We start from the raw sequence: 25,779 nt of genomic DNA, 5'->3' as shown, positions 1-25,779 counted from the left end.
CGGCGCCGCGCACGCTCGGCGGCCGGACTCAGCGCCTCGCCGTCGCACCTGCATCCTCGTGTCAGGACCACCGTCCGAAGAGCCGACGTAGGCTTGTCATATGAGTTTCCGCGACGACCACCCGCAGCGTCGGGCGAGCCTCGAGGTGCTCCGCGCCGAGGCCGCCGACGAGCTGTCGGTGCTCGTGGAGGAGCGCCTCCGCGACGGCGAGGACCCCTGGGACTTCATGGAAGACCTGCCGTCCGTCGACGAGCTCGTGGTCTTCGTGCTGCGAGCTGAGAACATCGCCGCGAACGGGGGCGGACGCCCGACATCCGCTCGTCACTATCGCGTGCTGCGCCAGATCTCGCTCGACTACCCGGAGCTCACGCCGGCCGTATGGCGCCTGCTGGGCGACGCCAACACCCACCGCCGCTGGGACGCGGTCGTCCGCGCCGACGTCCCCTGACGACCCGGTCCGACGCAGCGGCCGCCTGCGCGGACCCACAGCCCGGGCGAACGACGAAGCCCCCGCGACCGTGAGGTCGCGGGGGCTTCGTGATGACGGGCAGGCCGTCGCGCGAGCGTTCTCAGCCGATGAAGGCGGCGAGATCCTGCTCGAGCGCGTACTTGGGCTTGGCGCCGATGATGGTCGTCTTGACCTCGCCGCCCTGGAACACCTTCATGGCGGGGATCGAGGTGATCTGGTACTTCGCGGCCAGATCGGGGTTCTCGTCGACGTTCAGCTTGAGGACCGTGATCTTCTCAGGGTTCTCGGACTGGATCTCGTCGAGGACGGGAGCGACCATGCGACACGGTCCGCACCAGGCGGCCCAGAAGTCGACGAGCACCGGACCGTCGGCCTGCATGACGTCCTGCTCCCAGGTCGCCGACGTGGTTGCTTTAGCGGTCATTTCCATCTCTCCTTGTTGTCGGAAGTCTCTGTTGAGGGTGAACGCCCCGAGCAGCGGGTTCATTCCGCCGCGCGGCTGCTCACAGCACGCGCTCAGGCGACGGGCAGGCGCTCGATCTGGTCGTCGAAGCGCTCCGGGGCCCCGGCCTCGCCGAGGGCGGCGAGGAAGTGCTCCGCGTCGAGAGCCGCGACCGTGCCGCTGCCGGCGGCCGTGGCGGCCTGACGGTAGGTGGGGTCGATCACGTCGCCTGCCGCGAACACACCGGGCACCGACGTCCGCGAGGAGCGCCCGTCGACCCAGATGGTGCCATCGGGGGTGAGGTCGAGCTTGTCGTGCACGAGGTGCGTACGGGGGTCGTTGCCGATGGCGATGAAGAGCCCGTCGAGCGCGAGCTCCCGGCGGCTGCCGTCGACGGTGTCCTCGAGCACGACGCCGGTCAGCGCGCCGTCGCCGAGGACGTCGACGACCTGGCTGTTCCAGACGAACTCGATCTTCTCGTTCGCGAAGGCCCGCTCCTGCATGATCTTCGAGGCCCGCAGCGAGTCCTTGCGGTGGATGATGTACACCTTCGACGCGAAGCGCGTCAGGAAGGTGGCCTCCTCCATCGCGGAGTCGCCGCCGCCGACGACGGCGATCGTGCGCTCGCGGAAGAAGAAGCCGTCGCACGTCGCGCACCACGAGACGCCGTGACCCGACAGGCGGTCTTCGCCGTCGAGGCCGAGCTTGCGGTACGCGGAACCGGTGGCGTAGATGAGAGCGGATGTCTCGTGCACCGCTCCGCTGCCCAGGGTGATGGTCTTGACGGGTCCGTCGATGTCGAGGCCCACGACGTCGTCGTAGACGACCTCCGCGCCGAACTTCTCGGCCTGGGCCTGCATCTTCTCCATGAGCTCCGGGCCCTGGATGCCGTCGGGGAAGCCGGGGAAGTTCTCGACCTCCGTGGTGTTCATCAGCTCACCGCCGGCCTCGACGGAACTCGCGATGACGAGCGGCGACAGATTGGCGCGCGCCGCATACACCGCGGCGGTGTAGCCCGCAGGTCCTGACCCGATGATGATGACCTGACGCATGTCCGTGGCCCCTTCGTTTGATTCCACAGCCTTCAACCCATGCTAGCCGCGCGCTATTCCGTCGAGCGGGCCCGCCGGCGGCGCAGGATCGTGCGCACCAGGCCGAAGACGATGAGGGCTCCGACGACCACCGACAGCGCGGCGATCCCGACGCCCTCCCACTCCGCGCGGACCGTCACGTCGACGCTGCGGACCGGTCCGACGACCTCTCCGGAGGCGCTGCGGAGCTCCATGGTCAACGTGACCTCGCCGCTGCCCACGCGCGATTCCACCGGCACCTTCGCGCGCATGTTGCTCGAGGCGGGGATGGTCACCGACGTCGTGCGCTGCACCGTCAGACGGGGATCGTCCGGAGTCACCATCAGGTCGACGTCGATCGGATAGGGCAGGTCGTTGCGGATCCACACGCCGAGGGGCGCTCCGGAGCTGGCAAGGCTCACCGGTGTCGGCTGAAGGATCTCCACGGCCGAGACGGTGTCGGCGGTGGCCTTCCGGTGGGCGGCGACCGCAGCATCCCACGCGTCCGTCTGGTCCAGCCAGCCGCCACCGAGCACCTGCAGCAGCTCGGCTCTCGCCGGTCCGGTGATGAGCTCCGGTTCGGACACGACGCTCGCGAGCGGCTGCAGTGACGTCTCGTCGGAGAAGAGAGCGGATGCCGCGGCCACCCTCTCCGGATCGACCACGCCCGCGGTCACCTCGACATCGGCCGCCGGGGTCGCGAGCAGCTGCGGAAGGGACGCGGAGGTCGTGCCGGGCGCCAGCTGGACCGCGGCGACGGCGTCGGCGAGACCCGCGCCGACACGGTTCGAGCCGCGGTCGACCGTCACCAGGAGCGGCCGGCCGGCCGTGGAGCCCAGGGCGAGCGACAGATAGGCGCTGGCGGCGGCGAGCGGGGCCCCGCGGAGGGCGTCGTCCGACACGCGCGCGGCGTCGCGCAGCGCGGAGGACACCGCGGCGTCATAGACGAGCACCGGGGCATCGCCCGCGCGTCCCGCCGCGGCGACGGCGGCGCCGTTCTGGCCGGCGGTGGTGCTGGTGGAGGCGACGAGCGTGGTGGCCGCGGCATCCGGGGTCCCCAGAGCACTGAGGGCGGAGACGGTGTCGCCGCCCGCGGTACCCGTCGTGGGCCAGTACACGGGCACGGTGGCGCCGACGTCGGTGAGCTCGTCGAGCGGGGGGAGGGCCGGTTCGGTGCCTGTGGGGGCAGGACTGGCGGTGGCCGTGTCGCCCGACGGCGAACTGAAGTCCGTGGACTTCATGTACGCGGTCAGGGACGTCGGCTGGGCGGGGGCGGGCTGTCCGGCGGCCAGCTGGCTAGCGATGTCGGCGTCGCCGAACTGCAGGGCGAAGCGTGAATTGGGGAGGTCGTCGAGCCGCTCCAGCCAGGCGACCGCCGTCGTCGGGGCGGACGTTCCGAGAGCGCGGATGGATGCCGCGACCGACGGGTCGATGGCGAGGATCGCCGAGGTCCCGGCCACCGCGTCGAGCTGGGCGGTGAGCGAGCCGCCCTCGGCCGTGAGGGTGGAGAGCTCGCGGGCCGAAAGGAGTCCCCGTGTGGTGGGATCCGCCGTGACCGGCACGACGACGCCGACCGGCACCGCGTCGGTCGACGCGGCAGGCACCGTCACCACGCTGGTCGCCGTCACGGCTCCGGACGGGGTGGAGAAGGAGGTGAGCAGCGGGTAGACACCCGGTGCCCGCCCGGCCAGCGCCGGGTTGTCGGCGGTCACCGAGACGGCGGCGGCGCGGGAGGAGTCGGCCGCGACGGCATCGAGCTGCGCGGCACCCACCTCGGCGAGGGGGAAGTCTCCGGCGCCGCTCTGGAGCCAGGCGGCGAGGGCAGCGCGGTCGGCGAGCGGCGTGGCGCCGAGCTGGAGGGAGGCGCGGCCGGCCGGAAGATCCGACGCGGTGTCGTTGTCGATCGCGATGGTCGCGGTCAGACCACGGTCGGCGCGCAGCAGGCCGTCGGAGCCGGGTGCGAGGGTCGCCGTGACGATCCCGGAGGGGCCCGTCGGCGTCGGGGTGGGCGTCGCGGCGGTCGCCGTCTGCGGCGCGAGCGCGAGGCCGGCGGCGAGGAGCACGGCGGTGACGCGGGCAAGCACCCGCGGCCGGCCGGTCGTGTCGGCGCGGCCGGCGCCCGCGGTGCCGGCGCGGCCGGTGCCCTCGGTGCCGGCGTGGCTGGGCGTGGAACCGCCGCCCCGCGGCGCGCGGCGGCGGAGCAGGCGGGGGCGGGCGGGAGGCGGAGTCATAGGGCGGCGTCCTGTGCGGTACGCGACCGCACGATCCGGTGCGAGTCTACGGTCGCGACCCTCGGAGCCTCCCGAGCGCGCGCGGGCGGAGGGCAGGTTCTCGCCGCTGCGGAGGGGGCCCGCACGCGTCCGAGCCGTGGCCGCGGCGCGGTTGAATGGAGACGTGCTCCCCGAACCCGATGCCCGCGCGGCCGCCGCGCTCGCCGACGATCTCTCCGCGGCCGGCTACGCCTCCGCGGCCGTCCGCGCCGCCTGGGGCGACGACGCAGACGACGCGATCGCCCGCGGCCTCCACCGCCCCGCCCTCCGAGCACTCGGTGAGCGACGCGACCCGCTGGCAGTGCTGGCGCGGCTGTTCGTGCTCGGCGTGCCGCAGCCGGCGCCGGACGTCGCCGGCGCCGTGCCGACCGCCGGACTCGACGGACTGGTGCAGCTGGGTCTGGTGGCGGATGCCGCGGCCGCCGGCGATCCGGCCGGTGGGGGTGGGCGCAGCATCCGTCCGCTGGTCCTCATCCGCCCGCAGTCGTTCGCCGATGCGGGCGGCGAGGTGGAGTGGTGGATCGCGAGCGACCTCGACGAGGCGGCTCTGGGCGGGTCGCTGCCGGTCGAGCACGTGCTCGGCGTCGGCGGGGCGTCGCGCACGCTCGCGGGCATCCAGCTGCCGACGCCGACCGTCTCGGTGCTCGACATGGGGACGGGATGCGGCATCCAGGCGCTGCGCGCTCGCCGTCACGCCGAGACGGTGCTCGCGACGGACATCTCGGAGCGGGCGCTCCGCTTCACGCGCCTCAACGCCCTCCTGAACGGAGTCACGGACATCGTGACCGCCCGGGGGACGCTCTTCGAGCCCGCGCGCGACGAGGCGTTCGATCGGATCGTGTCCAACCCGCCGTTCGTCATCACCCCGCGGCGCGACGGCGTTCCGGAGTACGAGTACCGCGACGGCGGAATGGTCGGCGACGCGCTCGTGGAGGCGGTGATCGCGGGCGTCGGTGCACGGCTGAAGCCGGGCGGGGTGGCGCAGCTCCTGGGCAACTGGGAGTCGCGCGGCGACGTCGACGGTCTGGACCGCGTGCGGGGATGGGTGGCGCGCTCGCCGGTGCCGCTGGACGCGTGGGTCATCGCCCGAGAGAACCTCGACCCGATCGCATACGCGGAGCTGTGGATCCGCGACGGCGGCACCGTCCCGTCCGATCCCGCGTTCGCCGGGCTGATGGATGCGTGGCTGGACGACTTCGCGACCCGTGACGTGACGGAGGTCGGATTCGGCTACGTCCTGCTCCGCCGTCCCGTCGACGGGACCGTGAGCCTCTCGCGCTACGAGGCCGTCTGGCAGAGCCTCGGCGACGAGGCGATCGGCGGCCACCTCGCCGCGGCGCTCGCGGCGCACGACCGGGCGACGGCTCTGGATGACGCCGGGATCGCAGCATCCGTCCTGAAGGCGGCCCCCGACGTGACCGAGGCGCGTCATCAGCTGCCCGGAGCGGAGGATCCGACCGTGATCGAGCTCCGGCAGGGCGGCGGGTTCGCGCGCACGCTGTCGGTCGATCCCGCGCTGGCGGGCCTGGTCGGCGCCTGCGACGGCGACCTGCCGGTCGGCGTGCTCATCGACGCGATCGCCCAGCTGCTGGAGGTCGATGCCGTCGAGCTCCGCGCCGACCTCCTGCCGCGCGTGCGCGAGCTGCTGTTCACGGGGTTCCTGGTCTTCGCCTGATCCGGGTTCTTTCGTCGTTCACCGGACGCCTTCTGCCGGGTGCCGGCGCCGGTGCCCGCAGACACCGTCACCTCGGCGGTCGCAGCGGGGCCACCCGCCGGGCTTCGTTAGGCTCGGAGGATGCTCAACATGGCCGAGGGTGTCGCGCGCCTCGACGCCCTGACGCAGTCTCCCGTGGTCGACGCGCTGGCGCGCGCCTTCGACGCCGCGGGGTTCGAGCTCGCCCTCGTGGGCGGTCCGGTGCGCGACGCGCTGCTCGGCCGCGACACGCACGACCTCGACTTCACCACCGATGCCCGGCCCGACGACATCCTGCGGATCGTCACGCCCGTCTCGACAGCGCGCTGGGACATCGGCCGCGACTTCGGCACGATCGGTGCGCGCGTGCGCGGCGAGCAGGTCGAGATCACGACCTACCGCGCCGACAGCTACGACGGCGTCACCCGCAAGCCCGTCGTGGAGTTCGGCACGAACCTCGACGACGACCTCGTGCGGCGCGACTTCACCGTCAACGCGATGGCGCTGCGCCTGCCCGGCCGGAGCCTGGTCGACCCGAGCGGCGGCGTCGAAGACCTCCTCGCGCAGCGCCTGCGCACCCCCGTCGACCCCGACATCAGCTTCGGCGACGACCCGCTCCGGATGCTGCGCGCGGCCCGCTTCGCATCCCAGCTGTCCTTCGACGTCGACCCCGAGACGGTCGAGGCTATGGGACGTCTGGCCGGCACCCTCCGGATCGTCAGCCCCGAGCGCGTCCAGGGCGAGCTGACACGGCTTCTGCAGACCGACGACCCGGTGCGCGGCATCCGCCTGCTGGTCGAGACCGGGCTGATGGAGCTGTTCCTCCCCGAGATTCCCGCGCTGCGCCTCGAGATCGACGAACACCACCACCACAAGGACGTCTACGAGCACTCTCTGACCGTTCTGCGCCAGGCGCGCGAGCTCGAGATCGCCCGCAACCCCGGTGCGGCCCCCGACGTGCCGCTCCGGCTGGCGGCCCTGCTGCATGACATCGGCAAGCCCGCGACGCGGCGGCTCGAGCCGGGCGGAGCGGTGACGTTCCATCACCACGACGTCAAGGGCGCCCGCATGGCGCGCAAGCGCCTGAAGGAGCTGCGCTTCGACTCCGACACGATCGAGGCGGTCGCGACGCTCATCGAGCTGCACCTGCGGTTCTTCGGCTACTCCGAGGGCGCGTGGACCGACTCGGCGGTGCGCCGGTACGTGCGGGATGCCGGGGCCCAGCTCGACCGGCTCCACATCCTCACGCGCGCCGACGTCACCACCCGCAACAAGCGCAAGGCGCAGCGGCTGGCGAGCGCCTACGACGACATCGAGCGCCGCATCGACGAGCTCCGCGGTCAGGAGGAGCTCGACGCCATCCGCCCCGAGCTCGACGGCAACCGCATCCAGGAGATCCTCGGCATCCCGCCGGGCCGCGAGGTCGGACAGGCGTACCGGTTCCTCCTCGAGCTGCGTCTCGACGAGGGCGTCATCGGCGCGGATGCCGCGGAGCAGCGCCTCCGCGAGTGGTGGGCCTCGCGCGGCTGAACGCGTCGAGGCCCCGTCCCTTTTTCACGCGAAACGTCGCAACACGCCGTTCCACCCCGGGCGGGAACGGCGTGTTGGGACGTTTCGCGTGAAGTGTTGCGACGTTTCGCGTGACGGGGAGCGCACGCCACGGGTGTCGGGGCGGTGCCTACACTGGACCCATCGCTCCTCGATGACGAACGGAGCTCGATGCCATCGCCGTGGTCGCAGCGGCGCGACGTGTCCGCCGAGACCTCGCGCCTGCTGATCGAGCGCGCGCACGAAGAGCTCGTCGCCGGCAACGCGGCCGATCCGCGACTGCTCGACGTCCGGCCGCTCGTGCGCGAATCGTGGCGCCGCGCCTACGCCGGGCTCGTCGGAGCGGAGGCGCCGCCGCCGATCTCGCTCACCGAGGCCGAGCTCGAGGAGTACCGCCGCACCCACCCGCTGGCCGGCGTCATGGACATGGTGCGCGGGCTCCTCCTGCCCGGCACCCCCGAGGACTCCGGGGTCGTGGTCGCGGTCGGCGATGCCGCCGGACGCCTGCTGTGGGTGGAGGGTGACCGCGGCATCCGCTCGCTCACCGGTGAGATGGGCTTCGTCGCCGGCACCGACTGGTCGGAGGCGGCCGTCGGCACCTCCGCGCCGGGAACAGCGCTCGCCCTCGACCGCTCCGTGCAGATCCGCGGGGCCGAGCACTACAACCGGCTCGTGCAGCCCTGGTCGTGCACGGCCGCGCCCGTGCACGACCCCGAGACCCGCCGCATCGTCGGGATGATCGACGTCACCGGCGGCGTCGAGGCGGTCACGCCCCAGGCTCAGCTGCTGGTGGATGCCGCGGCCCGCGCCATCGAGAGCGAACTGCTCATCGCGCGGCTGAGGGCCCGGGCCGAGCCGCAGCGCCGGGTCGTGCGGCCCGTCTCGGCGCGTCCGGTGTCCGCGCGGGCGACGCTGCGTGTGCTCGGGCGGGATCGAGCGCTCCTCGAGACCTCCGGTGACGCGGGCGGCATGATCACCCTCAGCGGGCGGCACGCGGAGATCCTGCTCATGCTCGCCACCCACCGGCAGGGCCTCTCCGCGGAGCGGCTGGGTGAGCTCGTCTACGGCCCGACCGACAGCGTCGACACGCTCCGCCCCGAGATGGTGCGGCTGCGGCGGGTGCTTGAGCGCTGCGCGCCGCAGCTGGTGCCGGCATCCCGTCCGTATCGGCTGACCGCGCCGCTCGAGACCGACGCGCAGCATGTCGTGTCGCTGCTCGACCGCGGCGCGCACCGGGTGGCACTTGCGGCGTATCGCGGACCGGTGCTGCCCGACTCGGTCTCGCCCGGTGTGGAGGAGCTCCGCGACAGCGTGCGGACGGCCGTGCGCGAAGCTCTGCTCGCCGAGGCGGGGCTCGACGTGCTGCTGGCCTATGCCGACACCGACGACGGTGCCGATGACGTCGACGTGCTGCGGCTGTGCCTCCAGCAGCTGCCGCCGCGCTCGCCGCGGCGGGCGGGCCTCGTCGCGCGGATCGAGGCGCTCGAGGGCTGAGGGCGGGGTTCCGGCCCGCTGCGCCCGCTCAGGGGGCGGGGCGCGCCCGCTCAGCGAGCGAGACCCAAGGGTGCAACGGGATGCAACGTCCCGCGACGTACGGTCGGGGCATCCGATCGCGGCGCACGCGTCGCGGAATCATGAACCGTCGAAGGAGACAGCATGACCATCGTCGATGAGGGCGTCTCGAGCGTCTACGCAGCCCCGGGCTCGCGCGGAGCCGTTGCCGAGTACCGCACCCGCTACGGGCACTGGATCGGCGGCGAGTACGTCGACCCCGTGAAGGGCCAGTGGTTCGAGAACATCTCGCCTGTCAACGGCAAGCCGTTCTGCGAGGTCGGACGGGGCACGTCGGAAGACATCGACAGGGCGGTGGATGCCGCGTGGAAGGCCTTCGCGACGTGGGGCAAGACGAGCCCGACCGAACGCAGCAACATGCTGCTGAAGATCGCCGACCGCATGGAGGCGAACCTCGAGAAGATCGCCGTCGCCGAGACCTGGGAGAACGGCAAGCCGGTCCGCGAGACCCTCGCGGCCGACATCCCGCTCGCCATCGACCACTTCCGCTACTTCGCCGGCGTGCTCCGCGCCCAGGAGGGCGGCATCTCGCAGCTCGACGAGGACACCGTCGCGTACCACTTCCAGGAGCCGCTCGGTGTGGTCGGGCAGATCATCCCGTGGAACTTCCCCATCCTCATGGCGGTGTGGAAGCTCGCTCCGGCGCTCGCCGCGGGCAACTGCATCGTGCTCAAGCCCGCCGAGCAGACGCCGGCGTCGATCCTGTTCCTGATGGACATCATCGGCGACCTCATCCCCGCGGGCGTGCTGAACATCGTCAACGGCTTCGGCATCGAGGCGGGCGCTCCGCTGGCGTCGCACAAGAAGATCCGCAAGATCGCGTTCACCGGCGAGACCACGACCGGCCGCCTCATCATGCAGTACGCGTCGCAGAACCTGATCCCGGTGACCCTCGAGCTCGGCGGCAAGAGCCCGAACGTCTTCTTCGAGGACGTCGCCCGGGCGAACGACTCGTTCTACGACAAGGCGCTCGAGGGCTTCTCCTTCTTCGCGCTGAACAACGGCGAGGTGTGCACGTGTCCGTCGCGGGCGCTCATCCAGAAGTCGGTCTACGACCAGCTGCTGGGCGACGGCATCGAGCGCGTGCGGGCCATCAGACAGGGCAACCCGCTCGACCCCGAGACGATGATCGGCGCCCAGGCCTCGAACGACCAGCTCGAGAAGATCCTGTCCTACATGGACATCGGCAGGCAGGGCGGCGCGAAGGTGCTGATCGGCGGCGAGCGCGCCGACCTCGGCGGCGACCTCACCGACGGCTACTACGTGCAGCCGACGATCTTCGAGGGCACGAACGACATGCGCATCTTCCAGGAGGAGATCTTCGGGCCGGTGCTCTCGGTCACGTCGTTCTCCGACTTCGACGACGCCATCTCGATCGCGAACGACACGCTGTACGGCCTCGGCGCCGGCGTGTGGAGCCGCGACATGAACACCGCCTATCGCGCGGGCCGCGCCATCCAGGCCGGACGCGTCTGGACGAACACGTACCACCAGTACCCCGCGCACGCGGCGTTCGGCGGCTACAAGCAGTCCGGCATCGGTCGCGAGAACCACCTCAAGATGCTCGACCACTACCAGCAGACGAAGAACCTGCTGGTGTCGTACGCCGAGGGCCCGATGGGCTTCTTCTGAGCTCGCCACGCGCGGCCGTGCCCGTGACTGCGCGCACGGGCACGGCCGCATCGTTCGTCGAAGGCACGGGCACGGCCTCATCGTCAGAAGGAGCAGAGGACATGGTCTCGATCGGCACGTATCAGCGCGTGGATCTGACGGATGCCGCGGCATCCCTCCTCTGCGACCTCACCGTCACGTACGGTCCGCTCATGTTCCACCAGTCGGGCGGCTGCTGCGACGGCAGTGCGCCCATGTGCTACCCCGTGGGGATGTTCATCACGGGCCCGAGCGACGTGCAGCTGGGCACGCTCGAGGTGGACGGCCTCGACCCGATCGAGGTCTTCATCTCGGAGGCGCAGTTCGAGTACTGGAAGTACACGCACATCACGATCGACGCCGTGCCCGGCCGTGGGGCGGGGTTCTCGGTCGAGGGTCCGACCGGGATGCGCTTCATCATCCGCTCTCGGATGCTCAACGACGCCGAGCTGGAGTTCTTCGGGCTCAAGCCCGCGGCGGGCTGAGCGCCCCCCTTCCGACCGCGAGACTGCACCCGCGCGGCGAGACCCAGGGGTTCGCCCGCTGTCTCGCAGGCCCGCTGCAGTCTCGCGGGCGTGGGAGGGCTGGCCGGCGTGGGAGGGCTGGCGGGGGGGCGAGTCGAAACGTTTACAGCCACCCGTTCTGCTCGGCGATGCGGGCGGCGTCGGCGCGATTGCGCCCGCCCGTCTTGCCGATGGCGCTGGAGAGGTGGTTGCGCACCGTCCCCTCCGACAGGTGCAGGATGCGCGCGATGTCGCCGACCGATCCGCCCGCGCGCGCGACCTCGAGCACGTCCGTCTCACGCTCGGTCAGCGGCGAGTCGCCCTGCGCGAGCGAATCGGCCGCGAGTGCCGGGTCGACCACGCGCAGCCCCTGGGCCACGCGCCGGACGGCGTCGGCGAGCTGCGCCGCAGGGGTGTCCTTGACCACGAACCCCGACGCGCCGGCCTGCATCGCACGCTTCAGGTACCCCGGGCGCCCGAACGTCGTCACGATGAGCACCCGGCAGGCGGGCACGGCGGTGCGCAGGGCCGCAGCCGCCGCGATGCCGTCCATGCCGGGCATCTCGATGTCGAGGAGGGCGACGTCCGGGTGGGCGGATGCCGCGGCATCCACCACCTCGTCGCCACGACCCACTTCGGCGACGACGTCGATGTCTGGCTCGAGCCCCAGGAGGGCGGAGAGGGCCCCGCGCACGAGCGCCTGATCGTCGGCGATGAGCAGCCGGATGCTCGCACCGCTCACAGCGCGACCCGCAGGCTGAAGCCGCCGAGGTCGCTGCGGCCGACGGTCATGCGACCGCCGGCGGACTCGACCCGCTCGCGCAGACCGGTCAGTCCGGTGGAGCTCGACGCGGACGTCAGCGGACCGACGCCGTCATCGGCGACCTCCACACCGTGCGGCTCGAGCGTCACACGGCAACGGGATGCCGCACTGTGCCGCACCACGTTGGTCACCCCCTCGCGCACCACCCAGCCCGCGAGCTCGCGCCGGTCGGGCGGAACGAGGTCGGTGGACCCGGGGAGCTCCGCCTCGATCCCCGCGGCGGACAGAGCGATGCCGGCCGCCGCGAGCTCGCCGCTGATCGTCACGGCCCGCACCCCGGCGACCGTCGCCCGCACGTCGGCGAGCGCGCCGCGAGCGAGAGTCTCGACCTCCGCGATCTCGGCCTTCGCGCGGGCCGGGTCGACATCGACGAGCCGCCCCGCGAGCTCGGTCTTGACGGTGATGACCGTGAGCGAGTGGCCGAGGATGTCGTGGATGTCGCGGGCCACCCGTCCGCGCTCGCGCTCTGCGGCCAGCACGGCCATGCGGTCCTGCGTGGCACGCAGCTGGTTCACGGCGGCGATCGTGCGGGCGAAGGCGGCCATCATCATCGAGATCGACAGGATGATGGCCGGGCCGAACAGGAGCGAATCGTCCCAGGCGCCCGCCACAGCGACCTCGCCGGCCAGGTCGACGGCGGCGAGCCCGCCGATCACCAGCCAGGTCGTCCGCCACGGCAGCACCGCCATGCCGACGATGACGCCGACGTAGGTCCACATCCCGGTGATGCTCCATCCCAGCCACGGGGTGAGGACGAATGTCAGCGCCAGCAGCGCGGCGCACACGATCAGGCGTCCACGGGAGCCGAGCGTCCAGGCGATCGGCGCCGCGATGAGGAACGCGAGGTTGAAGAGGACGACGAACAGGATGCCGGCGGTCGCTGACGCCGCAGACGGACTCGCCTCGATCACAGCCTGCCCGACCGAGACCATCCACAGCGACGAGAACACCGCGCCGATGTACCAGCTGCGCGATCCGCGCGACCACAGGACGGCCGGGAAGACGGCGATCGGGTCGGGGCCGTCGGCGGCCGCCCGCACCGGCCAGCCCGGCCCGAACCGGCGGGTCTCGGATGCGCGCTCCATCCGCGCATCGCGCGAGGGGAGGTAGGCCCTGTCCATGTGCCTCACCCTAGATCCGTCCTGCGGCGGAGCCGCGGTGGTGTGTCATCCGCCTGCCGGGCGGATGAGGCGGGGTGTCCGCGTGTCAGACCCGTTTGGTATCGCGGCGGAAGGCCCAGACCGTGCCGCCGACGAAGATGGCCAGCCACGCGATGGCGTTGACGAACCACAGCAGGTCGACACCGGCGCCGGTCAGCGGTGCGCGGGCGATCTGACTGATGCCGTAGACCGGGGTGAAGGATGCGATGACCTGCATGAAGTCGGGCATGCCCTCGACCGGGTAGAACAGCCCGCCGATGAAGGCGAAGAGCACGATCGCCAGGCTGGTGATCTGCGCGGCGTTCTCACCCGGCGTGATGTAGCCGACGAAGAGTCCGAGGGCGGTGAAGACCGCACCCGCGAGCAGCCAGGCGGCCAGCCCCGTCGAGATCCACTGCCCGGCGTTCAGGTCGATGCCGCTGGCGGCGCCGGCGATGTAGGTCCCGACGATGGCCAGCAGCCCGAAGATCATGCCCGCGATCATCTTGATCACGACGTTGACGACCGGGTTGAGAGGCGTGAGGCGCAGCTGGCGGCTCCAGCCCTGGGCCCGCTCCACGGCCACGGCGGCACCGGTCTGAGTGGCCGACATCATCGCGCCGTACATGGCCATCGACACCATGATGTACGCGGCCACCGAGGGGCCGCCCTGCGAGATCGGCGTCGCGGTGAGCTGCTCGTCGATCATGGGCAGGCCGATGATGAGGTACATCACCACCGGGAAGATCACGGTGAAGATGAGCGTGCGCCGGTTGCGCAGCTTGCGCCTCAGCTCGATGGCGAGGTAGGTGAGGGTGAAGCCGCCCAGGGGCGGCACCTGACGGTCGAGGCTGACGCGGTCGGTGGGGGCTGCGGTGGTCATGAGCGGACTCCTTCGACGGGGGTGGACGCGGGGGCGGATGCTGCGGTGAGGGCGAGGAACACGCTCTCGAGGTTCTGCGCGGTGATCTCGAGATCCCGCGCGGCGGTGCTCGTCAGCAGGTGGCGGGCGACGGCGTCCGAGTCCTTCGTGTGGACGGCGATGCGGTCGCCCGTGGTCTCGACGTCCTCGACGCCGGGGAGCGCGGCGAGGGCGACGGGGTCGGCCCCGGGGAGGGTGGCGTGCACGATCCGGCCGGAGACGAGGTTCTTGATCTCCGCGGTCGTGCCGTCCGCGACGATGCGGCCGCGGCTCATCAGCACGATGCGGTCGGCGTACTCGTCGGCCTCGTCGAGGTAGTGGGTGGCGAAGAGCACGGTGCGGCCTCGCGCGGCATCCTTCCGAATCGCGTTCCAGAACGACCGGCGACCCTCGACGTCCATGCCGGTGGTCGGCTCGTCGAGGATGAGGAGGCCGGGGTCGGACAGCAGGGCCATCGCGAACCGCAGACGCTGCTGCTGGCCGCCGGAGCAGGCGCCGACCAGGCGGTCGCCGATGTCGCGGATACCGGCGCGCTCGAGCACCTCGTCGATCGGACGCGTCCGGGCGAACAGGCTCGCAGTGAGGCGCACCGTCTCGCGCACGGTCAGGTCCTTCAGCAGTCCGCCGGTCTGGAGCACCGCGGAGACGAACCCCTGGGCGATGGCGGTGCGCGGCGAGCGGCCGAAGACCTCCACGGTGCCCGCGTCGGGGGCGACGAGGCCGAGCATCATGTCGATGGTGGTCGTCTTGCCGGCCCCGTTCGGTCCGAGGAAGGCGACGACCTCGCCCTGGCGGATGGCGAGGTCGACTCCGGCGACGGCCTCCACGGCGCCGAAGCGCTTGACGAGACCGCGGGCGTCGACGGCGGGAATGTCCTCGAGGGATGCCGCGGCTCCGGCCGCGCTCTCAGTGGTGGTGTGCATGGCTCCAGCGTGGCCTCGGCGCCGTGCGCGCACCTCGCCCCTCCGTCACGTCCTGCCCGTGACATCCGTCATGCCCGCACCCCCGCGAGACGTCGCAACACGCCGTCCGACGGCGTGAGGGCGCGGCGTGTTGCGACGTCTCGCGGGGAAGCTCGCGGGTGATGCGTGGCACGGGGTCCCGGGTCGGGCGGGTTTCGGTCTCGTCACGAATTGGTGCCGTGAGTTGGCGCCGACCAGGTCGGGCACCAAGATATGCGGAGGGCCGCGCGCACCCGTCGCGGCTGATTCCTTCACAGCAGAGGTAACACATGTCACTGCACCACACCGGTCGCGGCCGCCTCGGCCTCGCCCTCGGGGCCTTCGGCGCCTCGGCCCTTCTCCTCGCCGGCTGTGCCGGCGGCGGCGGCGGAACCGCCAGCGACGGCGGCGGCGGCTCGGACGAGCCCCTCATCGTCGGCACCACCGACAAGATCACGTCGCTGGACCCCGCGGGCTCGTACGACAACGGCTCGTTCGCCGTGATGAACCAGGTCTACCCGTTCCTCCTGAACAGCCAGTACGGCACGGCCGACGTCACGCCTGACATCGCCGAATCGGCGGACTTCACCTCGCCGACCGAGTACACCGTCACGCTCAAGGAGGGTCTCACCTTCGCCAACGGGCACGCGCTGACCTCCTCGGACGTCAAGTTCTCCTTCGACCGCCAGGTCGCCATCGCCGACGAGAACGGCCCCTCCTCGCTGCTCTACAACCTCGACAGCGTCGCCGCCCCGGACGACACCACCGTCGTGTTCACGCTGAAGAACGGCAACGACCAGGTCTGGCCGCAGATCCTCTCCAGCCCCGCCGCCCCGATCGTCGACGAAGAGGTCTTCTCCGCCGACGCGGTCACCCCCGACGACGACATCGTCTCGGGCAAGGCGTTCGCCGGCCAGTACGAGATCGACTCCTACAAGGTCAACGAGCTCATCTCCTACACGCCGTTCGCCGACTACAAGGGCAGCCTGCCGGCCGCGGCCAACGGCGGCGTGACGGCGAAGTACTACGCCGACTCGTCGAACCTGAAGCTCGACATCCAGAGCGGCGCGATCGACGTCGCCTTCCGCAGCCTCAGCGCGACCGACGTGGCCGACCTGTCCGGCGACGACGCGGTCAAGGTCGTCGACGGCCCCGGTGGAGAGATCCGCTACATCGTGTTCAACTTCGACACGATGCCGTTCGGCGCCACCACGCCCGAGGCCGACGCGGCCAAGTCGCTCGCCGTCCGTCAGGCGGCCGCCGACCTCATCGACCGCGAGGCCATCGCGAAGGACGTCTACAAGGACACCTTCTCGCCGCTGTACTCCTACGTCCCGCAGGGCCTGACCGGTGCCAATGAGGCGCTCAAGGGTCTCTACGGTGACGGCCAGGGCGGACCCGACACCGACAAGGCGAAGGCCACGCTCGAGGCCGCCGGCATCACCACGCCGGTCGTGCTGAACCTGCAGTACAACGGCGATCACTACGGCCCCTCGTCGGGTGACGAGTACGCCGCGGTCAAGGGGCAGCTGGAGGAGGGTGGCCTGTTCACCGTCAACCTCGCGCAGACCGAGTGGGTGCAGTACTCCAAGGACCGCACGTCCGACGTCTACCCGCTGTACCAGCTCGGCTGGTTCCCGGACTACTCCGACGCCGACAACTACCTCGCGCCGTTCTTCACGAAGGACAACTTCCTGGCGAACCACTACGACAACGCCGAGGTCCAGGACCTGATCGCCGAGCAGGCGACCGAGACCGACGCGGCCGCCCGTGAGGCGACGATCGGCGAGATCCAGGACAAGGTGGCCGCCGACCTGTCGACGCTGCCGCTGCTCCAGGGCAAGCAGGTCGCGATCGTGGGTGCGTCCGTCAACGGCGCCACCCTCGACGGCTCGTTCAAGTTCCGTTACGCACCGCTGAGCAAGTAGCAGAAGAGAACCGGATGCCGGTGGCACACGCCACCGGCATCCGGTTCTTCTTCGCTGAAGTAAGGTCTTCCCCCATGGTCACCGCCGTCGACGCAGCCGCGATCGCCACACCCGTCACCCCTCGCCGGGGCGGTCTGTGGCGCTACATCCTCATCCGACTCCTGCTGATCCTCCCGACGGTGTTCATCCTCGTCACGGTGGTCTTCTTCCTCATGCGGATCACCGGAGACCCGATCACCGCCGCCCTCGGCGGCCGGCTCCCCGCCGATCAGCTCGCGGAGCGCATCGCGGCCGCCGGCTACGACCGGCCGCTCTTCATCCAGTACCTCGAGTACCTGGGCGGGGTGTTCCGCGGCGACTTCGGCACGACCCTCACCGACAACCGGCCGGTGATCGGCATCCTCGTGCAGTACGGCGCCGCCACGCTCGAGCTGGCGTTCTACGCGCTCATCGTCGCGTTCCTCATCGGCATCCCGTTCGGCCTCATCGCCGCCTACCGCCGCGACCGTTGGCAGGACGCCGTGCTCCGCATCGGCGCGATCCTCGGCTACGCGACCCCCATCTTCTTCGTCGGGCTGCTGCTCAAGCTCGTCTTCTCCATCTGGCTCGGCGTGCTGCCGGTCGCCGGCCGCGCCGGCACCCGCACCGAGCTCAAGCTGCAGTCTCTCGACGCACCGACCGGCATCTACCTGATCGATGCCCTCCGCCTCGGCGACGGTGCGGCGATCGGCGACGTGCTCACCCACGCGGTCCTCCCGGGGCTCGCACTGGGCATCCTGACCGCCGGCATCTTCCTGCGCCTCGTGCGCACGAACGTCATCGGCACGCTCGGCGCGCAGTACGTCACCTCGGCCCGCTCCCGCGGCGTGCCCGAGTTCCGTCTCGTCACCAAGCACGCGTACCGCCCGGCGCTCATCCCGATCGTCACCGTCATCGGGCTGCAGATCGCGCTCCTGCTGTCCGGCGCGGTCCTCACGGAATCCACCTTCGAGTGGAAGGGCATCGGCTTCATGCTCAGCGAGTACCTGAAGGCCCGCGACTTCGTGGCCGTGCAGGGCATCGTCGTGATGATCGCCGTCGTGGTGGCGCTGACCAACTTCTTCGTCGACGTGATCGCGGCGCTCATCGACCCGCGAGTGAGGTACTGACATGACCGACACCCGCAGAAGCAGCGGTCCGGATGCCGCCGCCACCCCGCTCGTGGATGCCCTGACCACCCGCAAGGTGCCCCTGCGCGACCGCCTGCCGATCGTCTCGCAGCTGCGCCGCAGCGTCGGGCTCCAGCGGACGATGCTCGTCATCGGCCTCGTCATCTCCGCGGTGTTCATCCTCACCGCGATCTTCGCTCCGGTGATCGCCCCCTACGGGTTCGCCCAACAGTCGGCCGACGGCGTGAAGTTCGGCACGCAGCAGGCGCCGAACGCCCTCAACCTCCTCGGCACGACGGTCAGCGGATTCGACGTGCTGTCGCGCGTGGTCTGGGGCGCCCAGACGGCGCTGCTCGTCATCATCTGCGCCATCGTGTTCTCGATCTTCCTCGGCATCTTCCTCGGACTCGTCGGCGGGTACTTCGGCGGGTGGCTCGACCGCCTCCTCGTCGTCGTCTGCGACGCGATCTACGCGTTCCCGTCGCTGCTGCTGGCGATCGTCATGTCGATCGCGATCACGCGCGGTCAGTCCACGCTGTGGGGCGGCATCCTCGCCACGGCAATCTCGATCACCGTCGTCTTCGTGCCGCAGTACTTCCGCGTCATCCGCGCCGAGGTCGTGCGCGTCAAGGCCGAGCCGTTCGTCGAGTCCGCCCGCGTCATCGGCGTGCCCACAGGGCGCATCCTGGTGCGCCACGTGCTGCGCAACTCGACCCGCTCGCTGCCGGTCGTCATCACGCTGAACGCATCGGAGGCCCTCCTCACCCTCGCGGGCCTCGGCTTCCTCGGCTTCGGCATCGAAGCCACCGCGGCCGGCGAGTGGGGCTACGACCTCAACCGCTCCGTCGCCGACGTGACCAGCGGCATCTGGTGGACGGCCATCCCGCCCGGCGTCGCCATCGTGCTCGTGGTGCTCGGCATCACGCTCGTCGGCGAGAGCCTCAACGACCTGAGCGACCCGCGCCTGCGCACGCGCCGTCGCGCCGGAGGCGCTCCCGTTCCCGCCGGGGCCACGGCCGCCGTGCCGGTCGCCGGGGTCGCAGCATCCGCCGACGACGCCGTCGCACCGGTGACCGAGACCGGCCGCCCCACCGATCCTCGCGCCTCCGACGGGAGCACGTCATGACCCCCACCGCCGCCCGCCCCGGGCGCTCCGTCGGCGCACCGGTCGCCCGCGTCGACGACCTGCGCGTCGCCTTCGCCACCGACGGCCCGCCGGTCGTCGCCGTCTCCGGCATCTCGCTCGAGGCGCGCGCCGGCGAGGTGCTCGCCATCGTCGGCGAGTCGGGCTCGGGCAAGACCGTGACCGCCAACACGCTCCTCGGACTTCTTCCCGAGACGGCTACCCTCTCGGGTGCCGTGATCGTGCGCGGCCGCGACGGAGACGAGACCGACATCGTGCACGCGACCGCCGCGCAGCTGCGCGAGATGCGCGGACGGGATGCCGCGATGGTCTTCCAGGAGCCGTCCACCGCGCTCAACCCGGTCTACACGGTCGGCTGGCAGATCGCGGAGGGCCTGCGCGCCCACGAGAAGCTCTCGGCCGCGGAGGCGAAGGCCAAGGCCGTCGACATCCTGCGGCGCGTCGGCATCCCCGACCCCGAGAAGCGGGTCGACGACTACCCGCACCAGTTCTCCGGCGGGCAGAAGCAGCGCGTCGTGATCGCCATGGCGCTCGTGCTCGACGCCGGCCTCATCATCGCCGACGAGCCGACCACCGCGCTCGACGTCACGGTGCAGGCCGAGATCCTCGAGCTGCTGCGCACCTGCCGCGACGAGTTCGGCGCGACGATCGTCCTCATCACCCACAACATGGGCGTCGTGGCCGACCTCGCCGACCGCGTCGTGGTGATGTACCAGGGCGACATCGTCGAGGAGGCGCCGGTGCGCGAGCTCTTCGCCGCGCCGCAGCAGGCCTACACGCGCGAGCTCCTCGCGGCCGTGCCGCACGTCGGTCGCGGCAAGAGCGCCACGCAGTCGCTCGACACCGCCGCCCCGACCTCACCGCCAGAGGGCAGCCTGGTCGTCGCGGAGAAGGTGGAGATCGGCTACCCCGGTCGCTTCGGCGCCGCCGGTGTCGTCGCCGTGAAGGGCGTGGACTTCTGGATCGCGCCCGGCGAGGTGCTCGGCCTCGTCGGCGAGTCGGGATCGGGCAAGACCACCATCGGCCGCGCCATCGTCGGCCTCACAGAGGTCGTCGGCGGCTCGCTGCGCGTGCTCGGCACCGAGATGCGCGGGGTGAAGAACCGTCAGCTCGCCAAGACGCGCCCCGACATCGGGTTCGTCTTCCAGGACCCGGCGACGAGCTTCAACCCGCTGCTGACGATCGCGGAGTGCATCGCGGAGCCGCTCATCGTGCACCGTCGCGCCGGCGACGCCCGCAGCGCACGGCGCAAGGTGGACGAGCTGCTCGACGCGGTCAACCTGCCGACGGCCTTCGGCGACCGCTACCCGCACGAGCTCAGCGGCGGACAGCGCCAGCGCGCCTCGCTCGCGCGTGCGCTCGCGCTCGACCCCAAGCTGCTCATCGCCGACGAGCCGACCTCCGCGCTCGACGTCTCGGTGCAGGCGCGCGTGCTGCGGCTGTTCGCCGACCTCCAGGCCGAGTTCGGCTTCGCCTGCCTGTTCATCAGTCACGACCTCGCCGTGGTCGACGAGGTCGCCGACCGCGTGATCGTGCTGCGACAGGGCGTCATCCGCGAGCAGGGCACGACCGTGCAGGTGCTCAGCCGGCCCTCCGACGACTACACCAGGCGTCTGCTGGCGTCGCTGCCCGTGCCCGACCCGGTGCAGCAGGAAGCGCGCCGTGAGCTCTGGCGGTCCACCCGCTAGCATCTGGCCATGGACAGAGCCGGCCGCACGGCGCGCGAGGACGACGGGAGCCGCTTGCTGCCGCCGGCGGAGCGGCTGAAGGCCTTCACCGACGCCGTGGTGGCGATCGCGATGACGCTGCTGATCCTGCCGCTGCTGGAGAGCGTCAGCGAGGCGGCGTCGGAGAACCTGACGACGCTGGAGTGGCTCCAGGAGGAGTTCTCGCCGATCATCATGTTCGTCCTGAGCTTCGTGATCATCGCGAACTTCTGGATGACCCACCACCGGGTCTTCGCGAGGGTGGAGCGGGTGACCGAGGCCCTCGTGTGGATCACGATGATGTGGGCCCTGACGATCGTCTGGCTCCCCGTGGCGACCGCCGTCATCGGCCAGATGGATACGGACGACCTGCAGCGGGTGCTCTACATCGGCAGCATGGCGCTGACCGCCATGCTCCAGGTCTGCACGCGGCTCTACCTGCGCGCGAACCCTCGTCTGCACGACATCCCCGACGATCAGCTCCGTTCCGGCATCCTCGCCGACGTCCTCACCACCGGGCTCTTCCTGGTGAGTCTCGCCGTCGCCGTCCTGGTGCCGAGCATCGGCTACGCGGCACTGTTCCTCATGGTGCTCGTCGGACCGCTCCACAGCCTGAGCATGCGCCGGCTCCGCGCGTCCGCGGCGAAGCGCTGAACCCGGGCGGCCGGGTCAGCGCATCAGCTGGGTGAGCAGACCCGACTGCATCGCGAGCCACACGATGCCGAAGATCACCATGACGATGATGGTGGCGACGGGCACTCGCTTCTGCAGCCGCCGGCCCTGCGGCGCCACTCCCGGCGGCGGTGTCAGCATCTGGGGCGGCGCGGCGAACGGCAGAGCGGCGGCGCCGGGCGTCACCATCCCGGCGGGAAGACCGTCGGGGGCGGGCATGCCCGAGGCCGGCGCGTCACCGGAGACGGGGCGAGGAGCGGATGCCGCGGCATCCGCCCCCAGGTGCTCGTCACGCCAGCGGCCCCACTGGGCGAGCTTGTCGAGCAGCGCCCCGACCGCGCCGAACAGCCACGCCCAGGTGGCGGGATCGAGCGTGGACATGTCGCGCTTGGCGTAGAGGAAGAGCCACTGATCGACGATCTCGACGTCGAGCGCCGCGGCGTTGTCGATGAAGCGCGCCATGATGTCGGGCGTGAAGAGGTAGAGCGCGTCGCGCTCGTAGCCGTTCGGGCAGTACAGCGCGAAGTGCTGGTCGAAGTCGCCCTCGAGGCTGAGGCGCTGGTCGCGGTCGAAGCTCTGCGGCAGGTTGGAGCCGAAGAGGCCGTTGTTGCTGAGCGCGTCGAGCACGATGTGCGGCAGCGGCACGTCGAGCTTGATCGCGACGTAGCCCCAGCGGTGAGTGGTGCGGTTCTTGCCCGAGCCGGTCGTGTACCGGTAGTTGGCGAACTCGACGAACCGGGGGCGCTCGCCGCGGACGAGATCGCTCGCGCTGCGGGAGCTGCCGCGACCGAAGATCATGCCGGGGAGCGCCGGATCGCTGAGCGTCGGCAGGTACGACATGCCGTTCGACGCCGCGAAGCGCGCGAGACGGAACCGGCGCTCCGAGCCCCTGGCGATGCCGCGGACCAGGGCGACCACGGCCGCGGCGATGACGCCGATCATGATCACGAACACCACGACGCCGAGGCCGCCGCGGGCACCCGACCGGGAGAACATCGACACCGCGACCGTCGCGATCGATCCGAAGAGGGTGAGGAAGATGAGTGCGGCGAACACCACCACGACGACGGTGAGGACCTGCGCGAATGTCGTCCCGGCCTCCCCTCGGGCCTTGAGCTGCGCGGTGTAGGCGCGCAGCTCCGCCTTGTCGACCGGCGCCGTGAGGGCGCGGGTGTCGAAGGGGAGGGATGCCGCGCCGCCGCCGCTCGCGGAGGTGCCCGCGCTCATCGGTTCACCTCGTCGGCGTCCCAGGTGAGCGCGGTGTCCTCCCGGATCGGGATCGCCTCGAGCCGCGGGTCGGCGCGCAGCGCGCGCACCAGATCGGCGCTGCCCCCGACGATCGTGGAGTCGTAGTCGACCTCGGTCGAGATGACCCAGGCGTGGTCGTCGGGCCAGACGAGGGTGGGAGCGTGGGCGCTGGGTGGGAACCCGTGCTCCTCGGCCTCACGGTCGCGCCAGGGGACGTCGAGGAACCAGTCCGGCCGGGCGAGCTCGATCACCCCTCCCCGGAAGAGCACGTGAGCGCGGTTGAGCAGCCGCAGGCGCGGACCCTCCGAGATGGCGCGGTCGAGCATCCCGTCCTGCCAGGTGTCCTTGCGGAAGCCTTTGTCGTACGGGTCGCGCACCGAGCGCGAGAGCATCTCGTTGTGCGCGTTCACCTCCTCGGAGGGGGTGGAGGTGAACTGGTAGAACGTGCGCGACGGTGCCGGCCCCATGAAGCCGACCAGACCGCCGAAGCCCTCCCACACCGCGACGCAGCCGTCGTCCGGTGTCGTCGTGTGCGCAGCCGCGTGACCGGCGACGACGGCGACGAGATCGGCCGGGAGGTCTCCCAGGTCGGGGGTGCCGTAGCGCCAGCCGGCCGCATCGCGCGGTCCGTCCTCGTTCTCGACGAGCCGGCCGGGGGCGACCAGGGCGTCCCACTGGGCGCGCGCGTGCATCGTCGTGCCGATGGCGGCCGCGGTCTGCGCCCACGACACCCGCTCGACGTCGATCTCGGGGTCGCGACGCTGGAACTCGTCCCACTCGCGGCGGTGGCGGGCGTACGGCAGGCCGGGCCAGCGCTCGCCGACCGGACGGTCGCGGGTGGCCGGATGGAAGATGCGCACGTACTCCGCGAAGCCGCGCGGCACGATGTCGTGGATCGTCCCGCGCCAGGGCGAGTCGACCCTGTCCCGGATCCAGTCGCCCGCCGCCACGTCCGCCGTCCATTCCATGGCGGCCACGCTACCTGCGGGAGGCCGTCGCGCCTCGTCGTCGCGCGGGCGCGGCATCCCGATTCCGGCGGATGCCGCGGCATCCGGTACACTGTGAAGGTTGTCCGGCCTCGGCCCAGCCCGAATCCGGCCGGACACGTGCACACACCCTCCTGCTGCCGGGAAATGCCCGACAGCCGTTCTAGTCCGAAGGAGGTGGGTCAGTGACGCACCAGTACGAACTCATGGTCATCTTGAACCCCGAGATCGATGAGCGCCAGGTCGCTCCGAACCTCGACAAGTTCCTGAAGGTCATCACCAACGACGGCGGTTCCATCGAGAACGTCGACGTCTGGGGCAAGCGCCGCCTGGCATACGAGATCCAGAAGAAGAACGAGGGCATCTACGCCGTCGTCAGCTTCACGGCATCCAGTGACGCCACGCGCGAGCTCGACCGTCAGCTCAAGCTCAGCGAGATGATCATGCGCACCAAGGTCCTCCGGGCCGAAGAGGCGATCGCGATGATCGCGTCGGAGAAGCAGCGCGCCGACGAGAAGGCCGCCCGCAAGGCTGCCCGTCCCGCCAAGCCCGCGGTCAAGCAGGACGCGTAAGGGTCATGGCCGGCGAGACGATCATCACCGTCGTGGGAAACCTCACGGCTGATCCCGAGCTGCGCTACACGCAGAACGGACTCCCCGTCGCGAACTTCACGATCGCGTCGACGCCGCGCACCTTCGACCGTCAGGCGAACGAGTGGAAGGACGGCGAAGCGCTGTTCCTCCGCGCGAGCGTCTGGCGCGAGTTCGCCGAGCACGTCGCCGGATCGCTGACCAAGGGCAGCCGCGTCATCGCGAGCGGTCGCCTGAAGCAGCGCTCGTACGAGACGAAGGAAGGCGAGAAGCGCACGTCGATGGAGCTCGAGGTCGACGAGATCGGCCCGTCGCTGCGCTACGCGACGGCTCAGATCACGCGTGCGGCCTCCTCCGGCGGTGCCGGCGGCGGACAGGGCGGCGGGCAGTCCCGCGGCCAGGTCGCCGACCAGCCGTGGTCGACCCCCGGGTCGAACAGCGGCTCCTCGAACAGCGGCGCCGACGCGTGGAGCACTCCCGGCTCCTACGGAGACGACACCCCGTTCTGATCCGCGAATCCGGCCGCCCGTCAGGCGCAGGCCGGGTCGCAGCATCCGATCTACACACTCAGTAAGGAAGAACCATGGCTGGAAAGTCCACCGGCGACCGCCGGAAGCCGCGGAAGGGCGGCAAAGTCACCGCTCCCGCGAAGCCGACCCGCGTCGGCCTCATCGACTACAAAGATGTCGCCACGCTTCGCAAGTTCATCTCGGAGCGCGGGAAGATCCGCGCCCGCCGTATCACCGGAGTCTCGGTGCAGGAGCAGCGTCTGATCGCCCGCGCGATCAAGAACGCGCGCGAAATGGCGCTCCTGCCCTACGCCGGCGCTGGCCGTTAAGGGGCACCGATGTCGAAGCTGATTCTCACGAACGAGGTCGCCGGTCTCGGCGGCGCCGGAGACGTTGTCGAGGTCAAGGACGGGTTCGCCCGCAACTACCTCATCCCCCAGGGCTTCGCCGTGGCGTGGACCCGCGGTGGCGAGAAGCAGGTGGCGTCGATCCGCGCCGCCCGTGACTCCCGCGCGATCCACGATCACGAAGAGGCCGTGGCGCTCAAGAACACGCTCGAGTCCAACAAGGTCAAGCTCGCCGTCAAGACCGGCAGCGAAGGCCGTCTGTTCGGCTCGGTCAAGACCGACCACATCGCCGACGCCGTCAAGGCCGCCGGCCTGGGCGACCTGGACAAGCGCAAGATCCACATCACCACGCCCATCAAGTCGATCGGCGAGCACGAGGCCACGGTGCGTCTCCGCGACGACCTGACCGCCGTGATCACCCTTCAGGTGGTCTCCGCCAAGTAAGGCGCAGAAGGCAGA

24 protein-coding genes are annotated in these 25,779 nt (G+C 71.0%); 15 read left to right on the top strand and 9 right to left on the bottom strand.

Features of this window, described 5'->3' with window-relative positions:
• Positions 1-100 precede the first annotated feature (100 nt).
• The gene (locus tag CVS47_RS16650; RefSeq protein ID WP_127097091.1) at positions 101-448 is read left to right on the top strand and encodes a tryptophan synthase subunit alpha; all 348 of its coding nucleotides are present in this window, start codon (positions 101-103) and stop codon (positions 446-448) included.
• Between the two features lie 121 nt (positions 449-569).
• Here CVS47_RS16650 and trxA read toward each other — a convergent pair whose 3' ends face one another.
• From trxA to CVS47_RS16635, 3 genes are all read right to left on the bottom strand, one after another.
• Positions 570-893 carry a thioredoxin gene (gene trxA / locus CVS47_RS16645; protein ID WP_127097090.1) on the bottom strand — a complete coding sequence of 108 codons (324 nt, stop codon included), beginning with the start codon at positions 891-893 and terminating at the stop codon, positions 570-572.
• 92 nt (positions 894-985) lie between these two features.
• Positions 986-1,963, bottom strand: a complete 978-nt coding sequence (gene trxB, locus CVS47_RS16640; protein ID WP_127097089.1) for a thioredoxin-disulfide reductase — start codon at positions 1,961-1,963, stop codon at positions 986-988.
• A gap of 53 nt (positions 1,964-2,016) precedes the next feature.
• A complete protein-coding gene (locus CVS47_RS16635) occupies positions 2,017-4,212 on the bottom strand; it encodes a DUF6049 family protein (RefSeq protein ID WP_127097088.1) in 2,196 nt (731 codons plus the stop codon).
• A 163-nt stretch (positions 4,213-4,375) separates the two neighbouring features.
• Between CVS47_RS16635 and CVS47_RS16630 the strand changes: the two genes are divergently transcribed.
• From CVS47_RS16630 to CVS47_RS16610, 5 genes are all read left to right on the top strand, one after another.
• Positions 4,376-5,926, top strand: coding sequence for a DUF7059 domain-containing protein (locus CVS47_RS16630; RefSeq protein ID WP_127097087.1), 1,551 nt, complete (start codon positions 4,376-4,378; stop codon positions 5,924-5,926).
• A gap of 120 nt (positions 5,927-6,046) precedes the next feature.
• Positions 6,047-7,474, top strand: a complete 1,428-nt coding sequence (locus CVS47_RS16625; RefSeq protein ID WP_127097086.1) for a CCA tRNA nucleotidyltransferase — start codon at positions 6,047-6,049, stop codon at positions 7,472-7,474.
• A gap of 189 nt (positions 7,475-7,663) precedes the next feature.
• A complete protein-coding gene (locus CVS47_RS16620; protein WP_127097085.1) occupies positions 7,664-8,986 on the top strand; it encodes a sigma-54-dependent transcriptional regulator family protein in 1,323 nt (440 codons plus the stop codon).
• Between the two features lie 162 nt (positions 8,987-9,148).
• Positions 9,149-10,696 (top strand): acetaldehyde dehydrogenase ExaC, encoded by a 1,548-nt coding sequence (exaC, locus tag CVS47_RS16615; RefSeq protein WP_127097084.1) that lies wholly within the window; start codon positions 9,149-9,151, stop codon positions 10,694-10,696.
• A gap of 101 nt (positions 10,697-10,797) precedes the next feature.
• Positions 10,798-11,199: a DUF779 domain-containing protein gene (locus CVS47_RS16610; RefSeq protein ID WP_127097083.1), complete on the top strand. Its 402-nt coding sequence runs from the start codon at positions 10,798-10,800 to the stop codon at positions 11,197-11,199.
• Positions 11,200-11,341: 142 nt separating this feature from the next.
• Here CVS47_RS16610 and CVS47_RS16605 read toward each other — a convergent pair whose 3' ends face one another.
• The 4 genes from CVS47_RS16605 to CVS47_RS16590 form a co-directional block, all read right to left on the bottom strand.
• Positions 11,342-11,959, bottom strand: coding sequence for a response regulator transcription factor (locus tag CVS47_RS16605; RefSeq protein WP_127097082.1), 618 nt, complete (start codon positions 11,957-11,959; stop codon positions 11,342-11,344).
• Complete coding sequence (locus tag CVS47_RS16600) at positions 11,956-13,161, bottom strand: sensor histidine kinase (protein ID WP_241240214.1); 1,206 nt, start codon at positions 13,159-13,161, stop codon at positions 11,956-11,958. Before CVS47_RS16600 ends, CVS47_RS16605 begins: the two co-directional genes overlap by 4 nt.
• Positions 13,162-13,246: 85 nt before the next feature.
• A complete protein-coding gene (locus CVS47_RS16595) occupies positions 13,247-14,062 on the bottom strand; it encodes an ABC transporter permease (RefSeq protein WP_127097081.1) in 816 nt (271 codons plus the stop codon).
• Positions 14,059-15,024 (bottom strand): ABC transporter ATP-binding protein, encoded by a 966-nt coding sequence (locus CVS47_RS16590; protein ID WP_127097080.1) that lies wholly within the window; start codon positions 15,022-15,024, stop codon positions 14,059-14,061. Before CVS47_RS16590 ends, CVS47_RS16595 begins: the two co-directional genes overlap by 4 nt.
• A gap of 308 nt (positions 15,025-15,332) precedes the next feature.
• Between CVS47_RS16590 and CVS47_RS16585 the strand changes: the two genes are divergently transcribed.
• The 5 genes from CVS47_RS16585 to CVS47_RS16565 all read left to right on the top strand — a co-directional run bounded on the left by CVS47_RS16585 (position 15,333) and on the right by CVS47_RS16565 (position 21,622).
• Complete coding sequence (locus CVS47_RS16585; protein ID WP_127097079.1) at positions 15,333-16,970, top strand: ABC transporter substrate-binding protein; 1,638 nt, start codon at positions 15,333-15,335, stop codon at positions 16,968-16,970.
• Between the two features lie 74 nt (positions 16,971-17,044).
• Positions 17,045-18,118: an ABC transporter permease gene (locus tag CVS47_RS16580; RefSeq protein WP_127097447.1), complete on the top strand. Its 1,074-nt coding sequence runs from the start codon at positions 17,045-17,047 to the stop codon at positions 18,116-18,118.
• Between the two features lies 1 nt (position 18,119).
• Entirely contained in the window at positions 18,120-19,244 is a 1,125-nt protein-coding gene (locus tag CVS47_RS16575; protein WP_127097078.1) for an ABC transporter permease, read from the top strand.
• Positions 19,241-20,950 (top strand): dipeptide ABC transporter ATP-binding protein, encoded by a 1,710-nt coding sequence (locus CVS47_RS16570; RefSeq protein WP_127097077.1) that lies wholly within the window; start codon positions 19,241-19,243, stop codon positions 20,948-20,950. The genes CVS47_RS16575 and CVS47_RS16570 overlap by 4 nt, the downstream gene beginning before the upstream one ends.
• A 9-nt stretch (positions 20,951-20,959) precedes the next feature.
• A complete protein-coding gene (locus CVS47_RS16565; RefSeq protein ID WP_127097076.1) occupies positions 20,960-21,622 on the top strand; it encodes a TMEM175 family protein in 663 nt (220 codons plus the stop codon).
• A 15-nt stretch (positions 21,623-21,637) separates the two neighbouring features.
• On the opposite strand, the gene CVS47_RS16560 is transcribed toward CVS47_RS16565, so the two are convergent.
• Together CVS47_RS16560 and CVS47_RS16555 are read right to left on the bottom strand one after the other, a co-directional pair.
• Complete coding sequence (locus CVS47_RS16560) at positions 21,638-22,867, bottom strand: hypothetical protein (RefSeq protein WP_127097075.1); 1,230 nt, start codon at positions 22,865-22,867, stop codon at positions 21,638-21,640.
• Positions 22,864-23,856: a hypothetical protein gene (locus CVS47_RS16555; protein ID WP_127097074.1), complete on the bottom strand. Its 993-nt coding sequence runs from the start codon at positions 23,854-23,856 to the stop codon at positions 22,864-22,866. The genes CVS47_RS16560 and CVS47_RS16555 overlap by 4 nt, the downstream gene beginning before the upstream one ends.
• 203 nt (positions 23,857-24,059) lie before the next feature.
• Between CVS47_RS16555 and rpsF the strand changes: the two genes are divergently transcribed.
• The 4 genes from rpsF to rplI all read left to right on the top strand — a co-directional run bounded on the left by rpsF (position 24,060) and on the right by rplI (position 25,764).
• Positions 24,060-24,446, top strand: coding sequence for a 30S ribosomal protein S6 (rpsF, locus tag CVS47_RS16550; RefSeq protein ID WP_127097073.1), 387 nt, complete (start codon positions 24,060-24,062; stop codon positions 24,444-24,446).
• Positions 24,447-24,451: 5 nt separating this feature from the next.
• A complete protein-coding gene (locus CVS47_RS16545) occupies positions 24,452-24,973 on the top strand; it encodes a single-stranded DNA-binding protein (protein WP_127097072.1) in 522 nt (173 codons plus the stop codon).
• A gap of 74 nt (positions 24,974-25,047) precedes the next feature.
• Positions 25,048-25,302, top strand: coding sequence for a 30S ribosomal protein S18 (gene rpsR / locus CVS47_RS16540; protein ID WP_127097071.1), 255 nt, complete (start codon positions 25,048-25,050; stop codon positions 25,300-25,302).
• A 9-nt stretch (positions 25,303-25,311) separates the two neighbouring features.
• A complete protein-coding gene (gene rplI / locus CVS47_RS16535; protein ID WP_127097070.1) occupies positions 25,312-25,764 on the top strand; it encodes a 50S ribosomal protein L9 in 453 nt (150 codons plus the stop codon).
• The last annotated feature ends 15 nt before the right edge of the window (positions 25,765-25,779 follow it).

Source organism: Microbacterium lemovicicum (assembly GCF_003991875.1).
Classification (GTDB): domain Bacteria; phylum Actinomycetota; class Actinomycetes; order Actinomycetales; family Microbacteriaceae; genus Microbacterium; species Microbacterium lemovicicum.
This window is presented reverse-complemented; position numbering and strand designations above follow the sequence as displayed.

What these genes read in the sequence shown, in the direction of transcription:
- CVS47_RS16650 (WP_127097091.1), top strand. Translation starts at nt 101, where the DNA reads ATGAGTTTCCGCGACGACCACCCGCAGCGTCGGGCGAGCCTCGAGGTG.
- trxA (WP_127097090.1), bottom strand. Translation starts at nt 893, where the DNA reads ATGACCGCTAAAGCAACCACGTCGGCGACCTGGGAGCAGGACGTCATG.
- trxB (WP_127097089.1), bottom strand. Translation starts at nt 1,963, where the DNA reads ATGCGTCAGGTCATCATCATCGGGTCAGGACCTGCGGGCTACACCGCC.
- CVS47_RS16635 (WP_127097088.1), bottom strand. Translation starts at nt 4,212, where the DNA reads ATGACTCCGCCTCCCGCCCGCCCCCGCCTGCTCCGCCGCCGCGCGCCG.
- CVS47_RS16625 (WP_127097086.1), top strand. Translation starts at nt 6,047, where the DNA reads ATGCTCAACATGGCCGAGGGTGTCGCGCGCCTCGACGCCCTGACGCAG.
- CVS47_RS16620 (WP_127097085.1), top strand. Translation starts at nt 7,664, where the DNA reads ATGCCATCGCCGTGGTCGCAGCGGCGCGACGTGTCCGCCGAGACCTCG.
- exaC (WP_127097084.1), top strand. Translation starts at nt 9,149, where the DNA reads ATGACCATCGTCGATGAGGGCGTCTCGAGCGTCTACGCAGCCCCGGGC.
- CVS47_RS16610 (WP_127097083.1), top strand. Translation starts at nt 10,798, where the DNA reads ATGGTCTCGATCGGCACGTATCAGCGCGTGGATCTGACGGATGCCGCG.
- CVS47_RS16600 (WP_241240214.1), bottom strand. Translation starts at nt 13,161, where the DNA reads ATGGACAGGGCCTACCTCCCCTCGCGCGATGCGCGGATGGAGCGCGCA.
- CVS47_RS16595 (WP_127097081.1), bottom strand. Translation starts at nt 14,062, where the DNA reads ATGACCACCGCAGCCCCCACCGACCGCGTCAGCCTCGACCGTCAGGTG.
- CVS47_RS16590 (WP_127097080.1), bottom strand. Translation starts at nt 15,024, where the DNA reads ATGCACACCACCACTGAGAGCGCGGCCGGAGCCGCGGCATCCCTCGAG.
- CVS47_RS16585 (WP_127097079.1), top strand. Translation starts at nt 15,333, where the DNA reads ATGTCACTGCACCACACCGGTCGCGGCCGCCTCGGCCTCGCCCTCGGG.
- CVS47_RS16580 (WP_127097447.1), top strand. Translation starts at nt 17,045, where the DNA reads ATGGTCACCGCCGTCGACGCAGCCGCGATCGCCACACCCGTCACCCCT.
- CVS47_RS16575 (WP_127097078.1), top strand. Translation starts at nt 18,120, where the DNA reads ATGACCGACACCCGCAGAAGCAGCGGTCCGGATGCCGCCGCCACCCCG.
- CVS47_RS16570 (WP_127097077.1), top strand. Translation starts at nt 19,241, where the DNA reads ATGACCCCCACCGCCGCCCGCCCCGGGCGCTCCGTCGGCGCACCGGTC.
- CVS47_RS16565 (WP_127097076.1), top strand. Translation starts at nt 20,960, where the DNA reads ATGGACAGAGCCGGCCGCACGGCGCGCGAGGACGACGGGAGCCGCTTG.
- CVS47_RS16560 (WP_127097075.1), bottom strand. Translation starts at nt 22,867, where the DNA reads ATGAGCGCGGGCACCTCCGCGAGCGGCGGCGGCGCGGCATCCCTCCCC.
- CVS47_RS16555 (WP_127097074.1), bottom strand. Translation starts at nt 23,856, where the DNA reads ATGGAATGGACGGCGGACGTGGCGGCGGGCGACTGGATCCGGGACAGG.
- CVS47_RS16545 (WP_127097072.1), top strand. Translation starts at nt 24,452, where the DNA reads ATGGCCGGCGAGACGATCATCACCGTCGTGGGAAACCTCACGGCTGAT.
- rpsR (WP_127097071.1), top strand. Translation starts at nt 25,048, where the DNA reads ATGGCTGGAAAGTCCACCGGCGACCGCCGGAAGCCGCGGAAGGGCGGC.
- rplI (WP_127097070.1), top strand. Translation starts at nt 25,312, where the DNA reads ATGTCGAAGCTGATTCTCACGAACGAGGTCGCCGGTCTCGGCGGCGCC.